Here is a 22,185-nt window from a genome sequence, read left to right as displayed (position 1 = left end):
CGAAAAGGCGTACCCGCTAAAGGTTTTTGGGGTCGGCGGCCAGGCGCCGGGAATTCTCGACGGCCATCGTCCGGATTTCGTCGGCGGTGAAGCCGGCCGCCAGCAAGCGGTCCGCGAAGAGGGCCAACCCGTCCTCGACGGGCGGGTTGAACGGCTGGCCGAGGTCGCTGGAAAGCACCGAGTGCTGCGGCCCGACCGCGCGGATGTTGGCGAACAGGTCCTCCCAGGACACCTTGCCGGTGTACGGCGTGGTGAAGCAGCGCTCCAGCAGGGCGCCTTCGGCCGCCAACTCCTGCTGCTGCTCGACCGTCAGCCGCTGCGACGTGAATTCGGGGTGGGTCACGACGATCCGGCGGACGCCCTCGGTTTTTGAAGCCCTGACAACGGCGAGGATCTCCGGGGCCGACAGGTGGCCGGTGGCCAGCACCATGTCGTGCCGGGCGATCACCCGCAGCACCTTGCGCACCGACTCCAGCACAGTGACGCCGTCGGAGGAAAGGACCTCGACCACGTCGGGGACGATGCCCTGCGCGTGCAGGTCGGCCTGCAGCGCGCCCCACATCGCCGGCTTGCTGCCGGGCAGGTCGGAGGCGGTGCTGCTGCGCTGGTTGCGGGAGTCGACGGTGGGCATCCAGACAATCCGGGCGCCCAGCCGGCCGGCGATCTCCACGGCGGCCGGGTTCATGCCGCCCATCGAGCCGTTCAGGGTGATCGCGCCCAGCACGTCGGTGCCCGGAACCGCCGCCCGGACCACCGAGGCCCGCTCGGCGGTCGTCAGGTAGTGCGATTTGATGACAAACCCGGCCAGCCCGACCTCGGAAAACCGCCGGGCCAGGGACAGGTCGTCGATGCGCCGTTCCATCACGTCGGGGGCGATGTGCACGTGCGTGTCGTAACCCCCGGTGACGATCTCGCGCGCGGCCGCGGACGGGACAGGGTGCTCGCTCATGACTCTCCAAAATGACTAAGGCGTCGGCGGGACAGTGCCGCTTCGACATGGCTCAGGTGGTGCCGCATGGCGTTCTCGGCGGCGTCCGGGTCGCGGCCGGCGATCGCGTCCACGATCGCGGTGTGCTCGGCCAGCGAATCGGGGGCCCGCCCGGGGACCAGGATGGTGCGGAACTGGAACCGGACCATCTGGCCGCGCAGTCCGGCAATCAGCCGGGCCGCGGTCTCGTGCCGGGCCGCCGCGATGATCGCGGCGTGCAGGGCGGCATTGCCCTCGGAGTAACCGAGCAGGTCGCCCTCCGCGAGTTTGCGTTCCATGCCGGTCAGCACCCGGCGGACCGCGGTGATCTCCCGGGCGGTGGCGCGGGCCGCGGCCTGCCGGGCGGTCAACGCTTCCAGCACGGCTCGGGCCTGGAGGATCTCCACCGCCTCGGCGTCGGTCACCACCCGCACCCGGGCCCCGCGGTGCGGGGTGTGCACGACGATCCCGTCCTGGCCGAGGCGGACCAGCGCGGTGCGCACGATCGCCCGGCTGACCTGTAGCCGCTGGGCCAGATCGGCCTCGACGAGGCGCTCGTTCGGCATCAGTTCGCCGGTGTAGATGAGGGACCGCAACCGCTCGTAGGCGTCGTCGACGGCAGGCGACGTCACGAAATGCTGTCCCCCTCAGAAGAGCCACGGATTGCTCACAATCTTGTGCACAGCATCGCGTTCGGCCCGATCACTGTCAACCGACGCTTGACCTGCGTCGATGTCCATTTGGGAGGGCGATGGCCAGTATATGACGGCCGATTCGCCCGAAAAGAGCGCGATGACAGGTGAGACCCCCTGCTCTACGATCTCGACCGGACGCGGGACCGAACGGACGATCGTCAATTGACAGACCGTCCATGCAGGTCAGACGAACAGTCATCGCCGCCGATCGGACCGGCGGATTCTCAGGAGGCTTAGGGATGTTCAGACGCTCTCGTGTGCTGGCGGCTACCACGCTGCTCGCCACGGTGCTCGTGACGGCCAGTGCATGCTCCAAGGACGACAGCTCCAGCGACGGCGGCTCGACCGTCAGCGCCGGCAGCGGCGACCTGAAGAAGGTCACCTACGTGACGGCGTTCGGCGCCGTGGGCCGTGACTCCTTCGTATGGGTGGCGAAGGAGAAGGGCTTCTTCAAGGACGCCGGCATCGACGTCGACATCCAGAAGGGCACCGGTAACGTCCAGAACCTCACGCTGATCAAGTCGGGCGGCGCGCAGTTCGCGGCCCTCGACTTCACCGGCGCCGAGATCCAGGCCGGCCTGGGCAAGTTCACCAACTGGCGCGCGGTCGCCGCGGTGCACCAGCAGACGCTGGTGTCCATCATGACCACGGCCGACACCAAGATCACCAAGCCGACCGACCTGGCCGGCAAGACCGTCGGCACCGGTACCGGTTCGGTGAGCGAGCTGCTCTTCCCGGCCTACGCCAAGCAGGCCGGCCTCGACCCCAAGTCGGTCAAGCTGCAGGGCGCCCAGGCCACCGCGCTGAACGGCCTGATGGCCCAGCGCAAGGTGGACGCGCTGTCGACCTTCCTGCTCAGCAAGAAGGCCCTGGAGACCGCCTCCAAGAAGGAGGTGACCGTGATGCCGTACTCGGAGTACCTGTCCGACCTGTTCGGCAACGCGATCATCGCCCGCGAGGAGCTCATCGCCAGCGACAAGGACCTGGTGAAGAAGTTCACCGACGCCGCGATGAAGGGCCTGCAGTACGCCGTCGACCACCCCGACGAGGCCGCCAGCATCATGAACAAGGCCGAGCCGACCGCCGCCATCCCCGCGGCCGTCGGTGAGATCAACGCCATGAAGCCGTACGTCGCTCCGCCGAACGGTGCCCCGCTCGGCCACCTCGACCAGGAGCGGGTGGCCCGCAGCATCGCGGTTCTGCAGGGCAACGGCCTGATCCCGGCCGGCCTCACGCCGGACAAGGTCGTCGACTTCAGCTTCATCCCGGCCAGCTGACGCACTGCGCGGGGCGGGTAAACTCCCGCCCCGCGCACGCTCTACACAGGAGCAGGAAACATGACGGACTTCGACGCCGGCTCGCGGACCTCGCGGGTGTGGACCAACGTGGGGCTGCCGATCCTCGGCGTGATCATCACGGTCACCGGCTGGTGGGCGATCACCGCGGCGTTCCACATCGACCCGTTCTACGTGCCCTCACCGGCCGACGTCGTCGACACGTTCCTGCGTACGCCCGAGTTTCTCCTTCAGGAAACCTGGACCACCCTGCAGCGGGTGTTGATCGGGTTCGCCATCGCGGTGGCCCTCGGCCTGGTGATCGCGGTGACCCTGGCCGCGTCGCGCACCGTCGAGCGGATGGCGATGCCGATCCTGGCCGCGATCAACGCGGTGCCCAAGGTCGCCCTCGCGCCGCTGCTGCTGGTCTGGATGGGTTTCGGCGACTCCCCGAAAATCGTCATGGTGGTCCTGGTGAGCTTCTTCCCGGTGATCGTCTCGACCATGGCCGGGCTCACCTCCACCCCCGACGACCTGCAGGAACTCACCCGCTCGCTGAAGGCGTCCTGGTGGCAGACCTTCGTCAAGGTGCGGCTCACCTGGGCGCTGCCGCAGGTCTTCGTCGGCCTCAAGGTCGCCACCCCGCTGGCCATCATCGGCGCGGTGATCGGCGAGGTGGTCAACCCCGACCGCGGCCTCGGCTCGGTCATCGCCGGCTCCGGCGCCTCCAACGACACCCCGCTGGCCTTCGCCGCGCTGGTCCTGCTGGCCGTCACCGGCGTCGTCCTCTTCTATCTGGTCGCCGGGATCGAACGCCTGCTCGTCCCGTGGAGGGTCGCGAAATGATTTCTATCGACGGCGTATCGCAGACGTTCAAGGGCAAGTCCGGCCCGGTCGAGGCGATCCGGGACATCAGCCTGACCATCGGCGAGGGCGAGTTCCTCACCGTGATCGGCCGCTCCGGCTGCGGTAAATCCACCCTGCTGCGCATGGTCGCCGGCCTGCTCAAGCCGACCAAGGGCGAGGTGCGGGTGGCCGGCGAGGTGGTGCGCGAGCCGCGCCGCGACGTCGCGATGGTCTTCCAGAAGCCGGCCCTGCTGCCGTGGCGCTCGGTCGAGGACAACATCATGCTGCCGGTCGAGATCTTCGGCCGCCGCAAGGCCGACCACCGCGCCCAGGTCGACCGCCTCCTGGAAACCACCGGCCTCACGGCCTTCCGCAAACGCCTGCCGCACGAACTCTCCGGCGGCATGCAGCAGCGCGTCTCACTCTGCCGCGCGCTGATCCAGAACCCCAAGGTCATGCTGATGGACGAGCCGTTCTCGGCCCTCGACGCGCTGACCCGCGAGGAACTGGCCGTGGAGCTTCAGCGTATCCACATGGACCTCGGCACGACCATCGTTTTTGTGACCCACTCCATTCAGGAGGCGGTCCTGCTGGCCGACCGGGTCGCGGTCCTCAGCTCCCGCCCCGGCCAGGTGCGGCGCCTGGTCGAGATCCCGATCCCGCGCCCGCGCTCCTTCGGCCACAACGCGCACATGGACCAGGTCGCCGGTGTCTCGGCCGAGCTGCATTCGCTCCTGCTGAGCGACACCCACCTCCCCAAAACCTCAACCCTTTAGCCGTACGCCTTTTCGGGCCCCCAACCGCAATCCTCGGGAGCCGTGGCGCCGGCGCGACCTCACCGGTGGGCCGCGGCCGTTGCGCGACTTTCGCGCGCCGATCAGGGCACGAACGAGGCGAGCTGTTCGTCCAGCCAGGGGTAGAGCTCCTCGGCCTTGGTGTTCAGGCGGGACTTCAGGTAACGGGTCTGGTCGTCGGCCAGCACTTCGATCGAGCCGTCCGCGACCGCGTCGTAGGCCTGGGCCACCACGCTCTGCGCGCTGACCTTCGGCACGTCCCAGCGGGCCGACATCGGGGTGTCGATCATGCCGACCAGCAACGCGATGACCTGCGTCTTCTGCCCGCGCAGCTCGAATCGCAGCGCGTTGGTCGCCGACCACATCGCCGCCTTCGAGGCCGCGTACCCGGTCGGCACGTTGACCCAGGCCGCCGACGACAGGACGTTCAGCAGGGTCCCGCCGCCGTTGGCCGCCAGCACCGGGGTGAAGGCGCGCGCGACGCGGAGCGTACCGAAGAAGTTGGTTTCGAAGGTTTTGCGAAGTTCTTCCTCCGGTCCGGAGATGGAGTCGCCGGCCGGCGCGATCGCGGCGTTGTTGATCAGCAGGTCGACGTCCGGCGCGGCCAGCGCGGCCCGGTCCGCGGCCGCGGGGTCGTTCAGATCGAGGGCCAGCGGCCGCACCCGGGCGTCGGCCCAGCTCTTCGGCGTGCGCGCGGCGGCGTAGACCGCCGCCGCGCCCCGGTCGAGGGCTTGGCCTACGAAGTGCTCGCCGAGGCCGCCGTTCGCGCCGGTGACGAGCACCGTCCGGCCGTCGAGTGACTGGTTCATCTAGACTCCTTCAACAAGTGGGGACTGCCCCCGCTTCAACTATGTGGGGACTGTCCCCGGATAGTCAAGAAGGATGTGGTGATGGCTACTGCGGCGAAGCGCCCGCTGCGTGCGGACGCCCAGCGCAACCGCGACGCGATCCTGGCCGCGGCCCGCGAGATCTTCGCGGCCGAGGGCGTGCTCACCTCGCTGGACGGCATCGCGCTGCGGGCCGGCGTCGGCAACGCCACCCTCTACCGGAACTTCCCGACCCGGGACGACCTGCTGGCCGCGGTCATGCAGACCAGCATCGCCACCGCGCTGGCCGAGGCCGACGAGTTGGCGCGCACCCGCTCGCCGCGCGAGGCGCTGGCCGAGTGGCTGTTCCGGCTGACCTGGCAGCTACGCATCTGGCACGACCTGCCGTACTGCCTGGCCACCTCTCGGCACGACGCCGCCTCCCCGATGAAGCCGACCACCGATCCGCTGCTGGCGCAGACCGAAACCCTGCTGGCCGCGGCCTCCGGCGACACGGTCGCCGGCCTTACCGCCGACGAGGCGTACGAGCTGGTCCTCGCCCTGTCCTGGGCCGTCGACCGCTTCCACGACGACGAGCCCGCCGCCCGCCGCCGCGTCGCGATCGGCACCGCCGGGATGTTCACCTCCGCCTAGAGGGCCAGGGTGTCTCACGGGCGCGAGGCGGGCCGCAGGCGAGGAGGCTCAGGGGGTTGTTCTGACAGAGAGGCGGCGCCTGACATGAGTACACCCATTCGGCCGTTCACCGTGCAGATTGACAAGGATGCCCTCGACGACCTTCGCCGCCGGCTGGCGGCGACCCGCTGGCCCAGCCGGGAGCTGGTCGGGGACCGCTCGCAGGGGGTGCAGCTGGCCACCATGCGGGCGCTGCACCAGTACTGGGCGACCGAGTACGACGGCCGGCGGGTCGAATCCCGGCTCAACGCGCTGCCCCAGTTCAGCACCGAGATCGACGGCGTCGACATCCACTTCGTACACGTCCGGTCCGAGCACCCGGACGCGCTGCCGCTGATCATGACGCATGGCTGGCCGGGCTCGGTCATCGAGATGCTCGACTCGGTCGGCCCGCTCACCGACCCCACCGCCCACGGCGGCACCGCCGCCGACGCGTTCCACCTGGTGCTGCCGTCCCTGCCCGGCTACGGCTGGTCCGGCGAGCCGGCCGAGGTCGGCTGGGACCTCGGCCGCACCGCGCGGGCCTGGTCGGAACTCATGAGCCGGCTCGGCTACGACCGGTACGTGGCCCAGGGCGGCGACGTCGGCGCCGGCGTCACCGACACGATGGGCCGGATCGGCCCCGACGGACTGGTAGCCATCCACACCAACCTGCTCGTGCCGGCCCTCAACGACCCGGCGTCCCTGCCGAACGGATCGGACGCCGAACACGCCGCACTGGCCGCGCTCAAGACGTTCCAGACCAGCGGAAACGGCTACTTCGTGGAGATGGCCACCCGCCCGCAGACCATCGGGTACGCATTGCAGGACTCGCCGGCCGCACTGGCCGCCTGGATGGTCGACCACGACACCGACGCCTACTACAAGATCGCGCGCGCGTTCGTCGACGGCGAACCCTCCGGCAACCTCACCCGCGACCACATCCTCGACAACATCACCGCCTACTGGCTGACCGGCACCGGCACATCCGCGGCCCGCTCGTACTGGGAGGCCTACGGCCCGGACGCACCCGCCGCCGGCAGCCCGCCGCTCCCGGCGCCGCGCATCCCGGTCGGCTTCAGCGCCTTCCCCGGCGAGATCTGGCAAACCCCGCGCAGCTGGGCCGAACAGGCCTACCCCACCCTCAGCTACTTCGGCGAGGTCGACCGAGGCGGCCACTTCGCCGCCTGGGAGGAGCCAGAACTGTTCGCCGCCGAGCTGCGAGCCGCCTTCCGCCCGCTGCGCTGACCGTCAGCGCCAGCTCAGTTCGGCCACCCGGCCCTGTTCGCCGGACGCCCAGCACGCGCCGTCGGAAGCGCACAGCACCGCGTCGAAGCTCCCGGTGTCGAAGCGCTTCCACGTCTTGCCGGCGTCTGTGGTCAGGTCGCTCCCCGTTGGGCCTACGGCCAGGGCGACCGGGCCGTGGCCGGTCCAGGCTGCGCCGGAGCGGTACTCGCCGGGGACCGTTCGGGACACGATCCAGGTGCGGCCGCGAAGGTGGGCGGCGCCGGCGGGGGCCGCTTCGGGGGTTGCGTAGTCGCCGCCCACGGCCAGGCCGTGGGTGCGGTCGCGGAACGCCAGGCTGTAGATGCCCGCGCTGGGGCCGCTCGGGATCGGGGTCGCCGTCGCCGCCCAGGTGTGGCCGCCGTTGGTGGAGGTGAAGACGCGGGACGCCGCGCCGCCGCCGGTGGCGAACCAGGCCTGGCCGGCCGCGGAGACCAGGCAGGTGCCGCTGGCGGCGAAGGCGAACTCGCCGTCCAGCGCGGCCGGCATCCCGGCCGGGGAGCGGACCGCCCAGGTCTGGCCGCCGTCGCTGGTGGCCAGGATGCGGAACTTGCCGTCGACCGGGTCGGACAGGGCCAGGCCGTGCCGGCGGTCCAGGAAGGTCACGCAGTCGTAGAACGCGTTCGGGTCGTCGTTGCGGAACGTCTCGGTCCACGTACGGCCGGCGTCGTTGGTTGTGTACAACCGGGAATCCGGGCCGTTTCCGATGGTCAGCGCGACCGCGCTGCGGGCGTCGAACGCCTCGATGTCGCGGAACTGCAGGGCGGCCGCGTCGGCCGGGCCGACCGACTGCCAGCTGCGGCCGCCGTTTGTCGTCCGCAGGATCGTGCCGGCCGAGCCGGCCACCCAGGCGACCTTGTCGCTGACCGGAGCCAGGCCGCGGAAGCGCGCGGTCGTTCCGGTGTCGCTGAGCTGCCAGTGCGGGGTCCCGTGGGTGAAGCCGGCGGTGGACGCGACCACGGCCAGGCCGGCAACAACGATCGACAACTTTCGCTGCAACGTCATCCGTGCAAGTTACCGCTACTGATCGATCAGAGCACGTAGTCGTATTGTGTCGGCCACCGTCCAGCCCGGGGGTGGGGCCACCGCGGCCCAGCCGTCGACCGTGCCGGACTTGTAGACGTGGCCGTGCCCCAGCGGCACCTTGTTCGCGAAGATCAGGTCCACCATGGTCTGCCAGAACGTGACGACCGGGTACCAGTGCATGTCGGGGGTCACGTCGGGGCCGCGTTCGCCGCGCAGCCAACCCGGCTGGTGCCACAGCAGGTTGGGGTTCCACCAGACGACCGGGTCGGACGAGTTCTGCATGTAGACGACCTTGGGTCGCGGGCCGGTCAGCTCGCGCAGCTCGGACGCCCGGGACGCGAACTCGATCGGCAGCGCGTCGTAGCGGGGGTCCCAGACCGTGCTGCCGGGTTCCCGGTCGCGGGTGAGCTGCTGGTGGATCGGGTTGGCGAAGGTCGGGCCCTCGAGCAGGATCCCGTCGGCGCCCTCGACCATCTTCTCCGCGCTGCCGAAGGTCTTCTCCGTCCCGTACGTGCCGAGGCTCTCTCCGAAGATCAACAGCTTGGGCCGGGAGGTCGGCGGCATCGCCGCCCAGCGGTCGTGGACCGCGGTGATCAGCGCCGCGGAAGCGTCGGTCACCTTGTCCCGGTCGACCCAGAACGAGATCCAGCTGGGCAGGTATGAGTACTGCATCGAGACCAGCGCGGTGTCGCCGTCGTACATGTACTCCAGCGAGCTGGTCACGTTGTTGTCGACCCAGCCGGTGCCGGTCGGGGTGAACACGGCGACGACGGCCCGGTCGAACGCGCCGGTGCGGTCCATCTCGCGCACCACGATCGCGGCCCGGGACTTCTCGTCGTCGGCCGCGGCCAGCCCGGCGTACAGCCGGATCGGCTCGGTGGCCGGGCGGCCGCTGAACGCGCTGAGCTGCTCGGTGCTGGGTGCCTTGGCGACGAAGTTGCGGCCCTGCCGGCCGAGCGAGTCCCAGTCGACGAGCGAACCGGGGCCGCCGGAACGCAGCACGATGCCCGGTCGCACGACTCCGCGCCCGGTGCCGGAATCGGTGATCGCGGCCGACCGGTCGGCCGTCGCGTAGAGATTTTGCACCAGCAGGTTGTCGAACGCCCCGTAGGTCAGCATGGTGACCACCAGGAAGCCGGCGCAGTACGCGGCCGACTCGGGGACGTACTGCCCGAGAAGTCGGGCGATGCCGTGCGCGGCGAGCCGCAGCAGCCGGGCCAGGAGCAGCAGCGCCCCGAAGGTGAGCAGGCTGATGCCGACGGTGCGCAACGCGTCGTATTCCTGCTGGGGTTCCATGCCGAGGCGCACGCGTAGCGCGCGCTGCCATCGGGTGCCCAGCCAGAGGAACGCCACGATCAGCACGGGGAGCAGGGCGAACAGCAGATGCCAGGCGATCCGTTCGACCCGGCGCGACGGCCACCAGCGCATCCGGACCAGGGCGCCGAGGGCGGTGCCGACCGCGTACCCGATGGCGCCGGTCAGCCCGGCCACCACGCCCTGCAGGAACCAGGGGCGGGGGAGCAGCGACGGGGTGAAGGACAGGCAGTAGAAGACGGCCGACAGGCCGAAGCCGGTGACGCTGAGTTTGCAGCGCACCATCCGGCGGGACACCACGGCGTTCTCGGGACTGCGCCGCGGCGCTGGAATCCAGCTGCGCCGCGGCGCGAGTGAGTCCGGCGGGACCTTCACCACCAGCCTGTCCATCGGCGTCCCCCGATTTCCGCAAGTGAACGTCATCCCATCTTTGACCACCGATGCCAGCGATGGCTGACCTCAAGAGGCGGACGGCCCGACATTTCGCATCATCTGGAGGCATCAGCGCAGGCAGCGGAGATCGGTTGCCGGATTCGGTTGCGAAAAGGGTTCAGGACGCTTGCTGCTTGCCGATCACTCGCTGCGAGGAGGCAATCACCATGCGGCTGCGAAACTGGATCGCTGTTGTGGTCAGTGTGTTGCTGCTGGCCGCGGCGGGAACGGTCGGCATCCTGGTGAACATGTCGGCGCTGCGGGCGGCCGACTCGGTGCACCGGGCCGACTCGCAGGCGCTCGCGGTCAACAACGGCACCCTCACCAAGCAGTTGCAGCTGCTCTCGGCGAAGGAGCTCTTCACCTTCCTTGGCGATCACACGCTGCACCTGGGCAAGAACAGCACGGCCGACAAGCAGACGCTGGCCACCCTGGTCGCGAAGAGCTCGACGTTCGCGTACGGCGCGCTGATCACCGACCTGAGCGGCAACGTGCTGACCGCGAGCCGCACCACCGGTCTGCCGGCCGCCACCGACGCGGCCTGGGCCCCGATGAAGGCCTCGCTCCTGGCCGGTCAGCCCGGCTTCTCCTCGATCATGAACGTGAACGGCACCTACCTGGAGGCGGTGGCGGTGCCGATCGTGGTCGGCGACGCGGCCGCGGCCCTGCTGATCGGGTTGAACGCGGTCGCCTCCACCTCGCTCCAGCAGTATCTGGAGACGCTCAAGGACGACACGCACACCACCGCGGTGGTCGACTCGACCGGCACGATCGCGGCCACCGACACCGACGCGAACGTGGGCACCAAGGTCGACGCGGCGCTCCGGAGCGAACTGGCGGCCGCGCCGTCCGGCGGCACGTTCGTCGAGTACACCGCGGGCGGCACCCCGATGATCGCGATGGTGGTCGGCGAACTGCCCGGCGGATATGCCTACATCCGGATCCAGACCCAGAAGTCCTTCGACGGCGCGGTGCACGCCAAGAGCCAGACGCTGAACATGACGCTGCTGGCGATGCTGCTGATCGGGGTGGCCGCGGTGTCGATCCTGGGTTACCGCACGATGCTGCAGCGCAAGCGGTCCGACGCGCGGTTCCAGGCGCTGTTCCAGCACGCTCCCGACCTGGTGTCGGTGCTCGACGAGACCGGCACGATCGCGTTCTCCAGCCCGAGCGGCGCCGCGATCCTCGGCTTCGAACCCGGCCAGATGGTCGGCACCAAAGTCTTCGACATCATCCACCCCGAGGACCGGCCGTACATGATCCAGCAGTTCGGGTCGCTGCTGGAGGAGAAGAACGGCGTGGTTCGGCTGCAGTGCCGGGTGCGGCCGGCCGACGGCCAGTACCGCTGGTTCGAGTTCACCGCCTCCAACCACATGGACAACCTGGCCCTGGCCGGGGTGGTGATCAACGCCCGGGACATCTCGGAGAACCGGGCGTTCCAGGAGCGCCTGGAGTTCGAGGCGCAGCACGACGCGCTGACCGGCCTGCCGAACCGGCGCCGGATGCAGGACGTGCTCGGAGCCTCGCTGCGCTACGACTCGGTCGCCGTGCTCTTCGTCGACCTGGACGGCTTCAAGCCGGTAAACGACGCGCACGGCCACGAGGCCGGCGACGAACTCCTGCGCCAGGTGGCGGTCCGGCTTTCGGACTGCGTACGGGCGGGCGACGTGCTCTCCCGGGTCGGCGGCGACGAGTTCGTCGTCCTGATGCCGGGCGTACTGGACCCGGCCGACGTCGAGGCGACAAGTGCCCGGATCCGCGCCGCGGTCGAGGCACCGTTCCTGATCGACGGCAACGAGGTGCGGATCGGCGCGAGCGTCGGCATGCACCTGGCCCCGCTGTCCTGCGACCCCGACGAGGCCCTGCGCGCCGCCGACCACGCCATGTACACGATCAAGAAGGCCGGCGGCAGCCGCGCACTGCGGCACGTGGTCGAGGCGGCCGGCTCGGGGCGGCACCGCGCCGAGCCGTAGAAGGTGCACACTGGGTGCATGTCTCGGATCCTGTCTCGTCGCGACCTCGACTTCCTGCTCTACGAATGGCTCGACGTCGAGGCGCTGACCTCGCGGGAACGCTTCGCCGACCATTCCCGGGAGACGTTCGACGCCTTCCTCGACCTGTCGGCCCGGATCGCCGAGCGCGATTTCGCCCCGCACAACCGGCAAGCCGACCTGGCCGAACCGACCTTCGACGGCGAGCGGGTCACGATCATTCCCGAGGTCGCCGCGGCGCTGAAGGTGTTCAACGAGAGCGGTCTGCTCTCGGCCGGGCTGGACGCCGAGGTCGGCGGCATGCAGCTGCCGCACGTGGTGGCCCGGGCCTGCTTCCTGTGGTTCCAGGCGGCCAACATCGCCACCTCGTCCTACCCCATGCTGTCGATCGGCAACGCCAGCCTGCTGCTCGCGCACGGAACCGAAGAGCAGATCGAGACGTACGCGAAACCGGTCCTCGAAGGCCGCTTCACCGGCACGATGTGCCTGTCCGAGCCGCAGGCCGGTTCCTCGCTGAGCGACGTGACCACCCGCGCGGTCGCCCAGGACGACGGCAGCTACCGGGTCACCGGCAGCAAGATGTGGATCTCCGGCGGCGACCACGAGCTGAGCGAGACGATCGTGCACCTGGTGCTGGCCCGGGTGGCCGGCGCCCCGCCCGGCGTGAAGAGCCTGTCGCTGTTCATCGTGCCCAAGCACCACGTGGCCGCGGACGGCACGGTCGGCGAGCGCAACGGCGTCGCCCTGGCCGGCCTCAACCACAAGATGGGCTACCGAGGCACCACCAACGCGGTGCTCTCCTTCGACGACGCCACCGGTTACCTGGTGGGGCAGGAGGGGCACGGCCTCGCCTACATGTTCCACATGATGAACGAGGCGCGGATCGGGGTGGGCTCGGGCGCCGTGGCCCTCGGCTACACCGGTTACCTGCACGCCCTCGACTACGCCCGGGAGCGCCTGCAGGGCCGCCCGGTCGCGGCCAAGGACCCCACCGCCCCACCGGTGCCGATCATCGAGCACCCCGACGTACGCCGGATGCTGCTCGCCTCCAAGTCGTACGTCGAAGGCGGTCTTGCCCTTGTTCTTCATGCCGCGAAGCTGCTGGACGAGCCGTCGGCCGAGAACGACCTGCTCCTGGACGTGCTGACGCCGATCGTGAAAGCGTGGCCCTCGCAGTGGTGCCGCCTGGCAAATGACCATGCCATTCAAATTCATGGCGGGTACGGCTACACCCGCGAATATCCGGTCGAGCAGTTCTACCGCGACAACCGCCTGAACTCGATCCACGAGGGCACCGACGGCATCCAGGGCCTGGACCTGCTGGGCCGCAAGGTGGTCATGCGCGACGGCGCCGGCCTGACCCTGCTGCTGGACCGCATCCGTGCCACGGCCGCCGCCGCCCCACCCGACCTGGGCAAGCCGGTGCTGAACGCGGCCGACCGCATCGCCGCCACCACGGCGAAGCTGTGGGCCGGCGGAGATCCCACGGTCGCCCTGGCCAACTCGACCGCCTACCTGGACGCGGCCGGCCACCTGGTGATCGCCTGGATGTGGCTCTCCCAGCACGCCGCCACCGAGGGCAAGGAGGGCGACTTCTACGAGGGCAAACGGCTGGCCGCCCGCTACTTCGTCACGCACGAGCTGCCCCGAGTCGGCCCCCTGCTGGACCTGCTGGACACCCGCGACACGCTGCTGGCCGACCTGAACCCCCGGGTTCTCTGACGATGGCCACCGCGACCACCGTCCAGGCCGGCGACCACGAGGTACGCATCTCCAACCCCGACCGCGTCTATTTCCCCGATCTGGGCCTGACCAAGCTGGACCTGGTCAACTACTACCTGTCGGTGAGCGACGGCATAGTCCGGGCGCTACGCGAACGCCCGTGCATGCTGCACCGCTTCCCGTCCGGTCTGTCCGGCGACAAGGTCCACCAGAAGCGAGTGCCGAACGGCGCCCCACCGTGGCTGGAAACAGTCCGGGTGACGTTCCCGCGCTACAACCGCCACGCCGACGAACTGTGCGTGACGAAGCCGGCCGACGTGATCTGGGCGGTCCAGATGTCAACGGTGGAGTTCCACCCGTGGAACTCCCGCCGGGCGGACACGGAGAAGCCCGACGAGTGGCGCATAGACCTGGACCCGATGCCGGATTGCGACTACAACCGAGTGCGCCGGGTGGCCGAGGTGGCCCACGAGGTGCTGACCGACCTGGGCATAACCGGTTACCCCAAGACGTCGGGTGGCCGGGGCTTGCACATCTACGTGCGAATCCGCCCCCAGTGGTCCTTCGGCGAGGTGCGCCGAGCGGCCCTTGCGTTCGCCCGAGAGGTAGAGCGCCGGGCTCCAGACGAGGTAACTACGACGTGGTGGCGCAAGGACCGAGACCCAGCCAAGCTGTTCGTCGACTACAACCAAAACGCCCGAGACCACACGATAGCCAGCGCCTATTCAGTGCGCGGAGTCCCCACAGCCACGGTGTCCACCCCGATCAATTGGTCCGAGATCCCCAACGCAGACCCGCAGGACTTCACCATAAAAACGGTCCCAGACCGCTTCGCCCGCCTGGGCGACCTACACGCCAAAATCGACGAAACAGAGTTCACCCTGGACAAGCTCCTGGAGTGGGCCAACCGAGACGGCCTAGAACTCCCCGAAGACCAGCCCACCGACTGAAGTCCGCAGAGCGCCCCACTCGGCAGAGCCAGATCCCAGATGGCGGCAACGCTCCCACCCCGATAAACCGGAAATATCCGACACAGCCGCGAGCGAACCACCAAGGGTGTGGAGTCCCAGTCCGCTCCAAACGGAAACCCCGCAAGATCGGCGTGGCCACTGGCCGCGGGGAGGCGGGGCGGGTGGCGGTGCGCCGAGGGTGTGGGGTTCCGGTTCGTTCCGAGCGGTAACCCCGCAAGATCGGCTCGGGCGGCCCGCGCGGCGGGGCGGGGGCGGGCGTTACGCCAACGGTGTGGAGTTCCGGTCCGTTCCTAACGGGAACCCTGCAAGATCGGCGTGGCCGGCGGCCGCGGCGAGGCGGGGCAAGTGGCGGTGCGCCAAGGGTGTGGAGTTCCGGTTTGCTCCGAGCGGAAAACCCGCAAGATCGGCGTGGGCCGCGGGCGCGGCGAGGCGGGGCAGTTCGCGGCGAGGCCAGGCAGGCAGCGGCGCACCGAAGGTGTGGGGTTGCGGTTCGCTCCGAGCGGCAACTTCACAAGATCGGCGTCGGCGGCGGCGCGCGTGGGCGAGGCGGCGGCATGCCGGCCCGCGCGGACAAGCGTGTCCCCGGTTCGGTCGGGTGATCGCCGTGCCGGCGGCAGCCCGGCCAGCGCGAGTCCCAGCACACCCCCGGTTTTGGCTTGGGGATCTCCTCGCGGCGGCACGCCCCGCTAATCGCGCCGGTGGTTGGTGTGCAAGCGGGGTTTGCTTGCGCACCGGCCGCCGGTGTGATCGCTTCAAGTGCCGCCGCGAGGAGATCCCCAAGCCCCGCCCTAAACCCCAGCCACAAACCGAGGCCGAACAGAACGAGGCGGCTCTCCGAGCGCCCGGCCGGGGTGTAGGGCAGAGCCCACAAGAACTAACTAAGGCCGAAAAGCGACCGAAGGATCAAGCAACCGCACCCACTCAGGTCTCCACTGAGGAGCCCGCCCATCCATCTCTTCCTGAAGATTGGTCCGCCAAGGCCCAGAAACCCCATCATCCGCCCACCAAGACGGCCAAGAGTCATAGCGCCGAGATACCTGAACAGAATCCGCAGAAGTAGAAACCCGAAGGAACAACCACCGCCCATACCGAGGATCACCCTCGGCCCGCCGCAAGGCCCGAATAAGCGATGTCAACTCCCGATAGGCCTGCCACCGCCCCTCAGAAACCCGATCAGCAGGCGGATGTGACCCAGGCTGAGCACTGAGGCTAGTCGCATCGGCATAAACCAAAACGGTGCACACCCCATCCCCGCCGGGCGCCCGCGACCGCATCCAAGAGGCCAGAGCGGAAAGCGATTCAGTAGAAGGCGGCAAAGGCCGATCAAGCTCCGACCCCGCCTGCATAGCCGACCAGACAAGCCGGTCATGCTCGCCTTCACTGAGCCGCCGAACCCGCCGCATAGGCGGCCGAGACCCAGGCGCAATCCGCGGCGGCCGAGTCCCGGCCGTGATCCCACCCCGCCCGGCCGCAAAGAGCGCCGCGTTGAGGTCAAGCGAGGGAACCCGCCCCAGCAGCCGGGAGAAAGCCCCGCCGGTAACCTCCCCACGAACCGCCGAGGACAGCAGCCGCTCAGCCGCCTCCCGCACGTCGTCCCGATCGGCCGGGGTGCGCAGCTCGTGCTGCCCCCACTCGGTAATCACCTCGCCGAGCTCACGCAGCGTGTTCTCGGTGCTCAGCACCGCCCCGACGGTCTGCACCAGCCCATCCCCGAGATCGTCCCGATAGCGGGTGCGGGACCACCGACCTTCGGCGTGCCAGACGACGAAGCCGAGGGATTCCACGTCGACCAGGTCGTCCCAGGGAAGCCAGTCCGGCGCGCCGGTGAGCAAATCAATCTCGGACCCCGCACTGTGATCGCGGTCATAGCCGAAGAGGACGGCCCGGGCGCCGTCGAGCAGCGCGAGCCGGGCCCAGCTGCCGCCGTGGTCGTCGTGATGTGCGCCACGGTCGTCGACGAACCAGACGTCCGCGAACCCGATGCCGGTGAGCGATGCGGCGATCGTCGCCCATCTGGTCCACAGCAATCCGGGCGCGGGGAGGTCCACGTCGGTCAGCATTCGTCCACTGTGCCAAATGGACAGACATCTTTGCGACCCGGAGGGAGGAGCGGCCGGAAAGTTGCAGGTCGGTGGCAGCACGCCGATCTTGGTAAGTCGATCCGGGAGCCGGGCGATGGGACACGTGGCCCACCGACCCCGACCGGAAACGGATCATGCTTACCCACGCCCTCGGCTGCCTCGGCGCCGCGCTCTCCATGTCCCTGTCCTGGCCTCAGGTCTACAAGTCCTGCGTGCAGCGCCGCACCGGAGGCCTCTCGGCCACGGCCAGCGCGCTCGGGGTGGCGATGCCGCTCGGCTGGATCACCTACGGACTCCTGAGCGGGGAGCGGATCCAGATCATCACCAACAGCGTCACCGGTACGGCCGGCCTGCTGATCATGGTGGCGCTGCTTGTCACGCAGCCGTCGCTGCGGTCGGCGCGGGCTCTGCGGGTGAGCGCCGGCGCCGCCGGCGCGGTTCTGACGGCGGTCCTGCTGAGCGGTCTGGCGGCGGCCCTTCCGGGCGTACGGGGTTCCGCGGTGGCCCCGGTTCTGGGCATCGTGCTGGCCGTGGTGTCGGTGCTCTCGGCGATCCCGCAGCCGCTCGCCCTGCTGCGCGACCGGCACCTGGACCTGTCCGGTCTGTCGCCGTTGCGCTGGCGGATGGGCGCGGCCGCGTGTGCGTCCTGGTTCGTCTACGGGCTGGGCACCGGTCAGCCCGCGGTCTACGCGTCGGCCTCGGTCGGCCTGGTCAGCGCCCTGATCGTCTGCACGATCCTGTACCTGCGCACCGAGCCCTCGGCGGTGACCGAGATCAGTGGCGCGGCCCGCTGGCGCGACTCGATCCACACCCGCACGCTGGCGATGGCCGGCGTCTGACCGACCGGAGAGGGGCGGCCCACTGGGCCGCCCCTTTCAGTTAGGTGGTTCGGGAGCCATCGTTGGTTGGCTTCCAGTCCGCGCTGTCGCGCGTGTCGGCCGTCCGGCCGGTGATCGAGGCGAGGGTGATGACCAGGAAGAAGAGTGCGATTCCGATTGCCATGACATAGAGCTTTCTCTTGCCCGCCCATGGTCGACAGTGGCAGTGATGCCACACATCTTCTAAATCCTGCCAACCGGCCGTATGCTGCGTCACATGCTCCGGAATGTGGCCGTCCTGGCCCTGCCCGACGTCGCCGTCTTCGAGCTCGGCGTGCTCTGCGAACTCTTCGGTTACGACCGCACGGCCGAGGGCCTGCCCGGCTACGACTTCGCGGTCTGCTCGATCGACGGCGGCCCGGTCACCACCCACGCCGGCTTCGACGTCGCCGTGCGGCACGACCTGTCCCGCCTCGAGGAGGCCGACCTGGTCGCGATCGGCCCGTTCGGCTATCGCGAGCATGAGGTCCCGCCCGCGGTGATCGCCGCCCTGCAGCGGGCACACGAGCGCGGAGCCTGGGTGATGAGCGTCTGTACCGGCGCGTTCGCGCTCGGCGCGGCCGGCCTGCTCGACGGCCGCCGCTGCACCACGCACTGGCTGCACACCGCCCGGCTGGCCGAGCGGCACCCGGCCGCCAAGATCGACCCCGACGTGCTCTACGTGCAGGACGGCAAGGTGCTGACCAGCGCGGGCACTGCCGCCAGCGTCGACGCCGGCCTGCACCTGGTGCGGCAGGAACACGGCACCACGGTGGCGACCATGCTGGCCCGGCGGATGGTGGTGCCGCCGCACCGCGAGGGCGGCCAGGCGCAGTTCATCGAGACCCCGCTCCAGTCGATCCAGTGCGAGACCCTGCAACCCGTGCTCAACCTGGTGCTCGGCTCGCTCGACCAGCCGCACTCGGTGGAGACGATGGCCAACCTGGCGCACATGGCCCCGCGCACGTTCGCCCGCAAGTTCCGCAACGAGACCGGGGTGACCCCGCACGACTGGCTCACCGGCCAGCGCCTGCTGCTGGCCCGGCGCCTGCTGGAAGACTCCGAGCTCGGGGTCGACGCGATCGCGGTCCGGGCCGGTTTCGGCAGTGCCGCCACCCTCCGGCACCACTTCGCCCAGCGGTTGAGCACCACCCCGCAGGCCTACCGCGCGACGTTCTGGTCACAGCCGGTGTGAGCCTGCCCGGCCGTGGGAAAGCTGCCGGTCATGACAGTTTTCGTGCTGTTCGGCGCCACCGGTGACCTGGCCCGGCGGATGGTTCTCCCGGCGTTCTACACCCTGGCCATCGAGGGCCTGCTGCCGGAGAAGTGGATCCTGGTCGGCAACGGCCGCGGTGACGTCTCGCACGAGGACTTCCGGGCCCGGGTGCGCGAGGCGCTCGAGGAGTTCGGGCCGGCGCCGGGCAAGGGGCCGTGGCGCGAGTTCGCCAAGCGGCTGCGCTTCGCCGGCGGCGGCTTCAACACCGACTCGCCCGGCAGCCTGCTCGACGTGATCGAGGAGGCGCGCCAGGAGGTCGGCCCGAAGGCCCAGCTCGTGCATTACCTGGCGGTGCCGCCGGTGGCGTTCCCGGAGCTGACCAAGGCGCTCGGCAAGCACGGGCTGGCCGAGGGCGCCCGGGTCGTCTACGAGAAGCCGTTCGGCACCTCGCCGGAGGAGTTCCGCAAGCTCAACCGGCAGGTGCACGGCGTGCTGGACGAGTCGCAGGTCTATCGGATCGACCACTTTCTCGGCAAGGAGGCCACCCAGCAGCTGCACGCCATGCGCTTCGCGAACACCACGTTCGCCGCGCTGTGGAACCGCGAGCACGTGGAGAGCGTGCAGATCGACGTGCCGGAGACGCTCGACGTGGCCAACCGGGCGCAGTTCTACGATGCCACCGGCGCGGTGCTGGACATGCTCGTCACCCACCTGTTCCAGGTGGCGGCCGAGGTGGCGATGGAACCGCCGGCCTCGCTGGACGCGCCCGATCTGCAGGCCGCCCGGGAGAAGGTGATCGCCAAGTTCCGGCCGATCGATCCGGCCGAGGCGGTGCTCGGGCAGTTCGCCGGCTACAAAGACATCAAGGGCATAAAACCGAAATCACGGACCGACACGTACGTCGCGGCCAAGCTCTGGATCGACTCGCCGCGTTGGGCGGGTGTCCCGTTCCTGCTGCGCACCGGCAAGCGGCTGGCGGCCAGCGAGCAGCGGGTGAGCCTCGTCCTCCGTACGCCCCAGAAGCCGTTCCCGAAGCTCCCGGCGCAATCCAACGTCCTGTCCTTCTCGCTCGCCGGCAGCGGCGAGGTTGATCTTTCCTTCCTGGCCAAGCAGCCGGGCATCGCCGAGGACCTGGAATCGGCCACCGTCTCGCTGCCGCTGGCGGCCGTGAAGGACGCCGACCCGCTCCCGCCGTACTCCCGTCTGATCCACGACGTGCTGGTGGGGGACCGGGCGCTGTTCACCCGCCCGGATGGTTTGTCGGCCGCTTGGAAGGCGGTCCGGCCGTTGCTCGACTCGCCGCCGCGGTCGATCTCCTACGCCCCGGGCTCGTGGGGTCCGGCCAAGGCCCGGCAGCTCGCGGCCCCGCACCGATGGTTGCTCGGGCAATAGTCAGTTAAAACTTGTCAGTCTGGACTGATGAGTTTACGGTTGGGTCATGACTGAGATCCCGGCTTCGGCTCTTCGCGCGGCCAGCGAGGTGCGCACGGTTTACAGCCGCCTGCGCCGCCGCCTGCGCGAGGTCGCCAACCTGGGTGACCTGACCCCCTCGCAGACGTCGGTGCTGAGCCGGCTGTCCAAGGACGGCCCGGCCACCGCCAGCGTGCTGGCCACGCTCGAACGCATCCGCCCCCAGTCGATGGCCACCACGCTGGCCGCCATCGCCGAGCGTGGGCTGATCGAGCGCACGCCCGACCCGACCGACGGGCGCCGTCAGCAGATCTCGCTCAGCGACTCGGGGCGCGCGGTGATCGAGGGGTCCCGGCGGGAGCGGGAGGAGTGGCTGGCCGGCGAGCTGGCCCGCGACTTCACCGAGGCCGAGCGGCAAACGATCATCGAGGCGATGGGCCTGCTCGACCGGCTGGCCGGGAAATGACCGCCGTTGTCGCGACGCCGCCGCGCACCTTCGACCGCCGGCTGATCGTCCCGCTCGTCCTCGGCGCCATCCTCAACCCGATCAACTCGTCGACCCTCGCGGTCGCGCTGGTCCCGATCGGGCTCGCCTTCCACGCGCTGCCGTCCGAGACGGCCTGGCTGGTCTCCGGGCTCTACCTGGCCACCGCGACCGGCCAGCCGGTGGTCGGCAAGCTCGTCGACCGGTACGGCGCTCGCACGCTCTACCTGGCCGGCACCGCGCTGGTCGGCGTCGCCGGGATCGTCGGCGCGCTCGCCCCCTCGCTCGGCGTGCTGGTGCTGGCCCGGGTCCTGCTCGGCTTCGGCACCTGCGCCGGTTACCCCGCGGCGATGTACCTGATCCGCCGCTCCGGAGTGGAGAAACCGGGCGGCCTGCTCACCGCGCTGTCGGTCTCGGCGCAGACCATCGTGGTGGTCGGCCCGACCCTCGGCGGCCTGCTGATCGGCGCGGCCGGCTGGCGGGCGCTGTTCGCCATCAACATCCCGCTCGCGGTGCTCTGCCTCGTGCTCGGCGCGCTCCTGCTGCCCCGCTCCGGGCCGGTCGAGGAGCATGTGCGGCTCGACTACCTCGGCATCGGGTTCTTCGCCGGCACGCTGACCGCGCTGATGCTGTTTCTGCTCAGCCCGTCGCTCGGGCATGTGTGGCTGGTGCCGCTCACCGTCCTGCTGGCGGCCGGTTTCGTCTGGCGGGAACTGCATTACGCCGACCCGTTCCTCGACGTCCGGGTGTTCGGCGGCAATGCGCCACTGCTCACCACGTACCTCCGGACGCTGCTCGCGCAGACCGTGGCGTACGCCTATCTCTATGGTTTCACCCAGTGGCTGGAGGCGGGCCGCGGCCTCAGCGCCGCGCATGCCGGCCTGGTTCTGCTGCCGATGTCGCTGGTCGCCATCGGCGTCTCGGCGATCACCGGCCGCCGGGCCGAGTTCCGCGGCAAGCTGCTGATCGGCGCGGTCAGCCAGGTCGTCGCCTGCGCGCTGATGCTGGTGCTCAGCTCGGCCAGCGCGCTCTGGATCCCGGTGCTCATCTCGGTCATCTGCGGCCTGCCGCAGGGGCTGAACAGCCTGGCCAACCAGAACGCCGTCTACTTCCAGGCCGATGCCGACCGGATGGGTGCCTCGGCCGGGTTGCTGCGCACGTTCGCCTACCTCGGCGCGATGGTCTCGTCGGCCGCCACCGGCGCCTTCTTCAAGCACGGCGCCGACACCGCCGGGCTGCACGAACTCGCCATCTTCCTGATCGTCGTCGCGACCCTGCTGCTGGTCGTGGTCCTCGCCGACCCGTCGTTACGGCGGATCGGTGCTGCCAACGAAAGGCTCTGA

20 protein-coding genes are annotated in these 22,185 nt (G+C 69.7%); 13 read left to right on the top strand and 7 right to left on the bottom strand.

Annotated elements, in window-relative coordinates; translation table 11 throughout:
- Nucleotides 1-16 precede the first annotated feature (16 nt).
- Both Ate02nite_RS04900 and Ate02nite_RS04895 read right to left on the bottom strand, forming a co-directional pair.
- Entirely contained in the window at nt 17-949 is a 933-nt protein-coding gene (locus tag Ate02nite_RS04900) for a DUF6282 family protein (protein WP_203799405.1), read from the bottom strand.
- The gene (locus Ate02nite_RS04895; protein WP_203799402.1) at nt 946-1,599 is read right to left on the bottom strand and encodes a GntR family transcriptional regulator; all 654 of its coding nucleotides are present in this window, start codon (nt 1,597-1,599) and stop codon (nt 946-948) included. The genes Ate02nite_RS04900 and Ate02nite_RS04895 overlap by 4 nt, the downstream gene beginning before the upstream one ends.
- 302 nt (nt 1,600-1,901) lie before the next feature.
- On the opposite strand from Ate02nite_RS04895, the gene Ate02nite_RS04890 reads away from it, so the two are divergent.
- Genes Ate02nite_RS04890 through Ate02nite_RS04880 form a run of 3 tightly spaced genes read left to right on the top strand, consistent with a single transcriptional unit; the run spans nt 1,902 to nt 4,558 of the window.
- Nucleotides 1,902-2,939, top strand: coding sequence for an ABC transporter substrate-binding protein (locus tag Ate02nite_RS04890; protein WP_203799399.1), 1,038 nt, complete (start codon nt 1,902-1,904; stop codon nt 2,937-2,939).
- A gap of 60 nt (nt 2,940-2,999) precedes the next feature.
- Complete coding sequence (locus tag Ate02nite_RS04885; RefSeq protein WP_203799381.1) at nt 3,000-3,782, top strand: ABC transporter permease; 783 nt, start codon at nt 3,000-3,002, stop codon at nt 3,780-3,782.
- Nucleotides 3,779-4,558, top strand: a complete 780-nt coding sequence (locus tag Ate02nite_RS04880; protein WP_203799378.1) for an ABC transporter ATP-binding protein — start codon at nt 3,779-3,781, stop codon at nt 4,556-4,558. The genes Ate02nite_RS04885 and Ate02nite_RS04880 overlap by 4 nt, the downstream gene beginning before the upstream one ends.
- Before the next feature lie 101 nt (nt 4,559-4,659).
- On the opposite strand, the gene Ate02nite_RS04875 is transcribed toward Ate02nite_RS04880, so the two are convergent.
- Nucleotides 4,660-5,385 carry an SDR family oxidoreductase gene (locus tag Ate02nite_RS04875; protein WP_203799376.1) on the bottom strand — a complete coding sequence of 242 codons (726 nt, stop codon included), beginning with the start codon at nt 5,383-5,385 and terminating at the stop codon, nt 4,660-4,662.
- 81 nt (nt 5,386-5,466) lie between these two features.
- On the opposite strand from Ate02nite_RS04875, the gene Ate02nite_RS04870 reads away from it, so the two are divergent.
- Both Ate02nite_RS04870 and Ate02nite_RS04865 read left to right on the top strand, forming a co-directional pair.
- Entirely contained in the window at nt 5,467-6,036 is a 570-nt protein-coding gene (locus tag Ate02nite_RS04870; RefSeq protein WP_203799373.1) for a TetR/AcrR family transcriptional regulator, read from the top strand.
- An 84-nt stretch (nt 6,037-6,120) separates the two neighbouring features.
- Entirely contained in the window at nt 6,121-7,302 is a 1,182-nt protein-coding gene (locus tag Ate02nite_RS04865; RefSeq protein ID WP_203799370.1) for an epoxide hydrolase family protein, read from the top strand.
- A 3-nt stretch (nt 7,303-7,305) separates the two neighbouring features.
- On the opposite strand, the gene Ate02nite_RS04860 is transcribed toward Ate02nite_RS04865, so the two are convergent.
- Both Ate02nite_RS04860 and Ate02nite_RS04855 read right to left on the bottom strand, forming a co-directional pair.
- Entirely contained in the window at nt 7,306-8,343 is a 1,038-nt protein-coding gene (locus Ate02nite_RS04860; protein ID WP_203799368.1) for a beta propeller repeat protein, read from the bottom strand.
- 15 nt (nt 8,344-8,358) lie between these two features.
- A complete protein-coding gene (locus tag Ate02nite_RS04855) occupies nt 8,359-10,068 on the bottom strand; it encodes an alpha/beta hydrolase (protein WP_203799365.1) in 1,710 nt (569 codons plus the stop codon).
- A 209-nt stretch (nt 10,069-10,277) separates the two neighbouring features.
- Between Ate02nite_RS04855 and Ate02nite_RS04850 the strand changes: the two genes are divergently transcribed.
- From Ate02nite_RS04850 to ligD, 3 genes are read left to right on the top strand one after another with little or no spacing between them, the layout of a single operon-like run.
- Complete coding sequence (locus tag Ate02nite_RS04850; protein ID WP_203799350.1) at nt 10,278-12,083, top strand: sensor domain-containing diguanylate cyclase; 1,806 nt, start codon at nt 10,278-10,280, stop codon at nt 12,081-12,083.
- 18 nt (nt 12,084-12,101) lie between these two features.
- Nucleotides 12,102-13,823 carry an acyl-CoA dehydrogenase gene (locus tag Ate02nite_RS04845; protein WP_203799335.1) on the top strand — a complete coding sequence of 574 codons (1,722 nt, stop codon included), beginning with the start codon at nt 12,102-12,104 and terminating at the stop codon, nt 13,821-13,823.
- 2 nt (nt 13,824-13,825) lie between these two features.
- Nucleotides 13,826-14,773, top strand: a complete 948-nt coding sequence (ligD, locus tag Ate02nite_RS04840) for a non-homologous end-joining DNA ligase (protein ID WP_203799332.1) — start codon at nt 13,826-13,828, stop codon at nt 14,771-14,773.
- An 899-nt stretch (nt 14,774-15,672) separates the two neighbouring features.
- Here the strand turns inward: ligD and Ate02nite_RS04835 are convergent.
- A complete protein-coding gene (locus Ate02nite_RS04835) occupies nt 15,673-16,854 on the bottom strand; it encodes a hypothetical protein (protein WP_203799329.1) in 1,182 nt (393 codons plus the stop codon).
- Between the two features lie 155 nt (nt 16,855-17,009).
- On the opposite strand from Ate02nite_RS04835, the gene Ate02nite_RS04830 reads away from it, so the two are divergent.
- The gene (locus tag Ate02nite_RS04830) at nt 17,010-17,714 is read left to right on the top strand and encodes a SemiSWEET transporter (protein WP_203799326.1); all 705 of its coding nucleotides are present in this window, start codon (nt 17,010-17,012) and stop codon (nt 17,712-17,714) included.
- A 40-nt stretch (nt 17,715-17,754) separates the two neighbouring features.
- Here Ate02nite_RS04830 and Ate02nite_RS49380 read toward each other — a convergent pair whose 3' ends face one another.
- Nucleotides 17,755-17,877 carry a hypothetical protein gene (locus tag Ate02nite_RS49380; protein ID WP_275422777.1) on the bottom strand — a complete coding sequence of 41 codons (123 nt, stop codon included), beginning with the start codon at nt 17,875-17,877 and terminating at the stop codon, nt 17,755-17,757.
- A 93-nt stretch (nt 17,878-17,970) separates the two neighbouring features.
- Here Ate02nite_RS49380 and Ate02nite_RS04825 point away from each other — a divergent pair, with 93 nt between their 5' ends.
- From Ate02nite_RS04825 to Ate02nite_RS04810, 4 genes are read left to right on the top strand one after another with little or no spacing between them, the layout of a single operon-like run.
- A complete protein-coding gene (locus Ate02nite_RS04825; protein WP_203799323.1) occupies nt 17,971-18,927 on the top strand; it encodes a GlxA family transcriptional regulator in 957 nt (318 codons plus the stop codon).
- A gap of 30 nt (nt 18,928-18,957) precedes the next feature.
- A complete protein-coding gene (locus Ate02nite_RS04820) occupies nt 18,958-20,340 on the top strand; it encodes a glucose-6-phosphate dehydrogenase (RefSeq protein ID WP_203799320.1) in 1,383 nt (460 codons plus the stop codon).
- A 46-nt stretch (nt 20,341-20,386) separates the two neighbouring features.
- Nucleotides 20,387-20,824, top strand: coding sequence for a MarR family winged helix-turn-helix transcriptional regulator (locus tag Ate02nite_RS04815; RefSeq protein WP_203799305.1), 438 nt, complete (start codon nt 20,387-20,389; stop codon nt 20,822-20,824).
- The gene (locus Ate02nite_RS04810; protein WP_203799290.1) at nt 20,821-22,185 is read left to right on the top strand and encodes an MFS transporter; all 1,365 of its coding nucleotides are present in this window, start codon (nt 20,821-20,823) and stop codon (nt 22,183-22,185) included. The genes Ate02nite_RS04815 and Ate02nite_RS04810 overlap by 4 nt, the downstream gene beginning before the upstream one ends.

This window comes from Paractinoplanes tereljensis, from assembly GCF_016862435.1.
Taxonomy (GTDB): Bacteria; Actinomycetota; Actinomycetes; order Mycobacteriales; family Micromonosporaceae; genus Actinoplanes; species Actinoplanes tereljensis.
The sequence above is the reverse complement of the archived record's forward strand: the minus strand, read 5'-3'. Positions and strand labels throughout refer to the sequence as shown.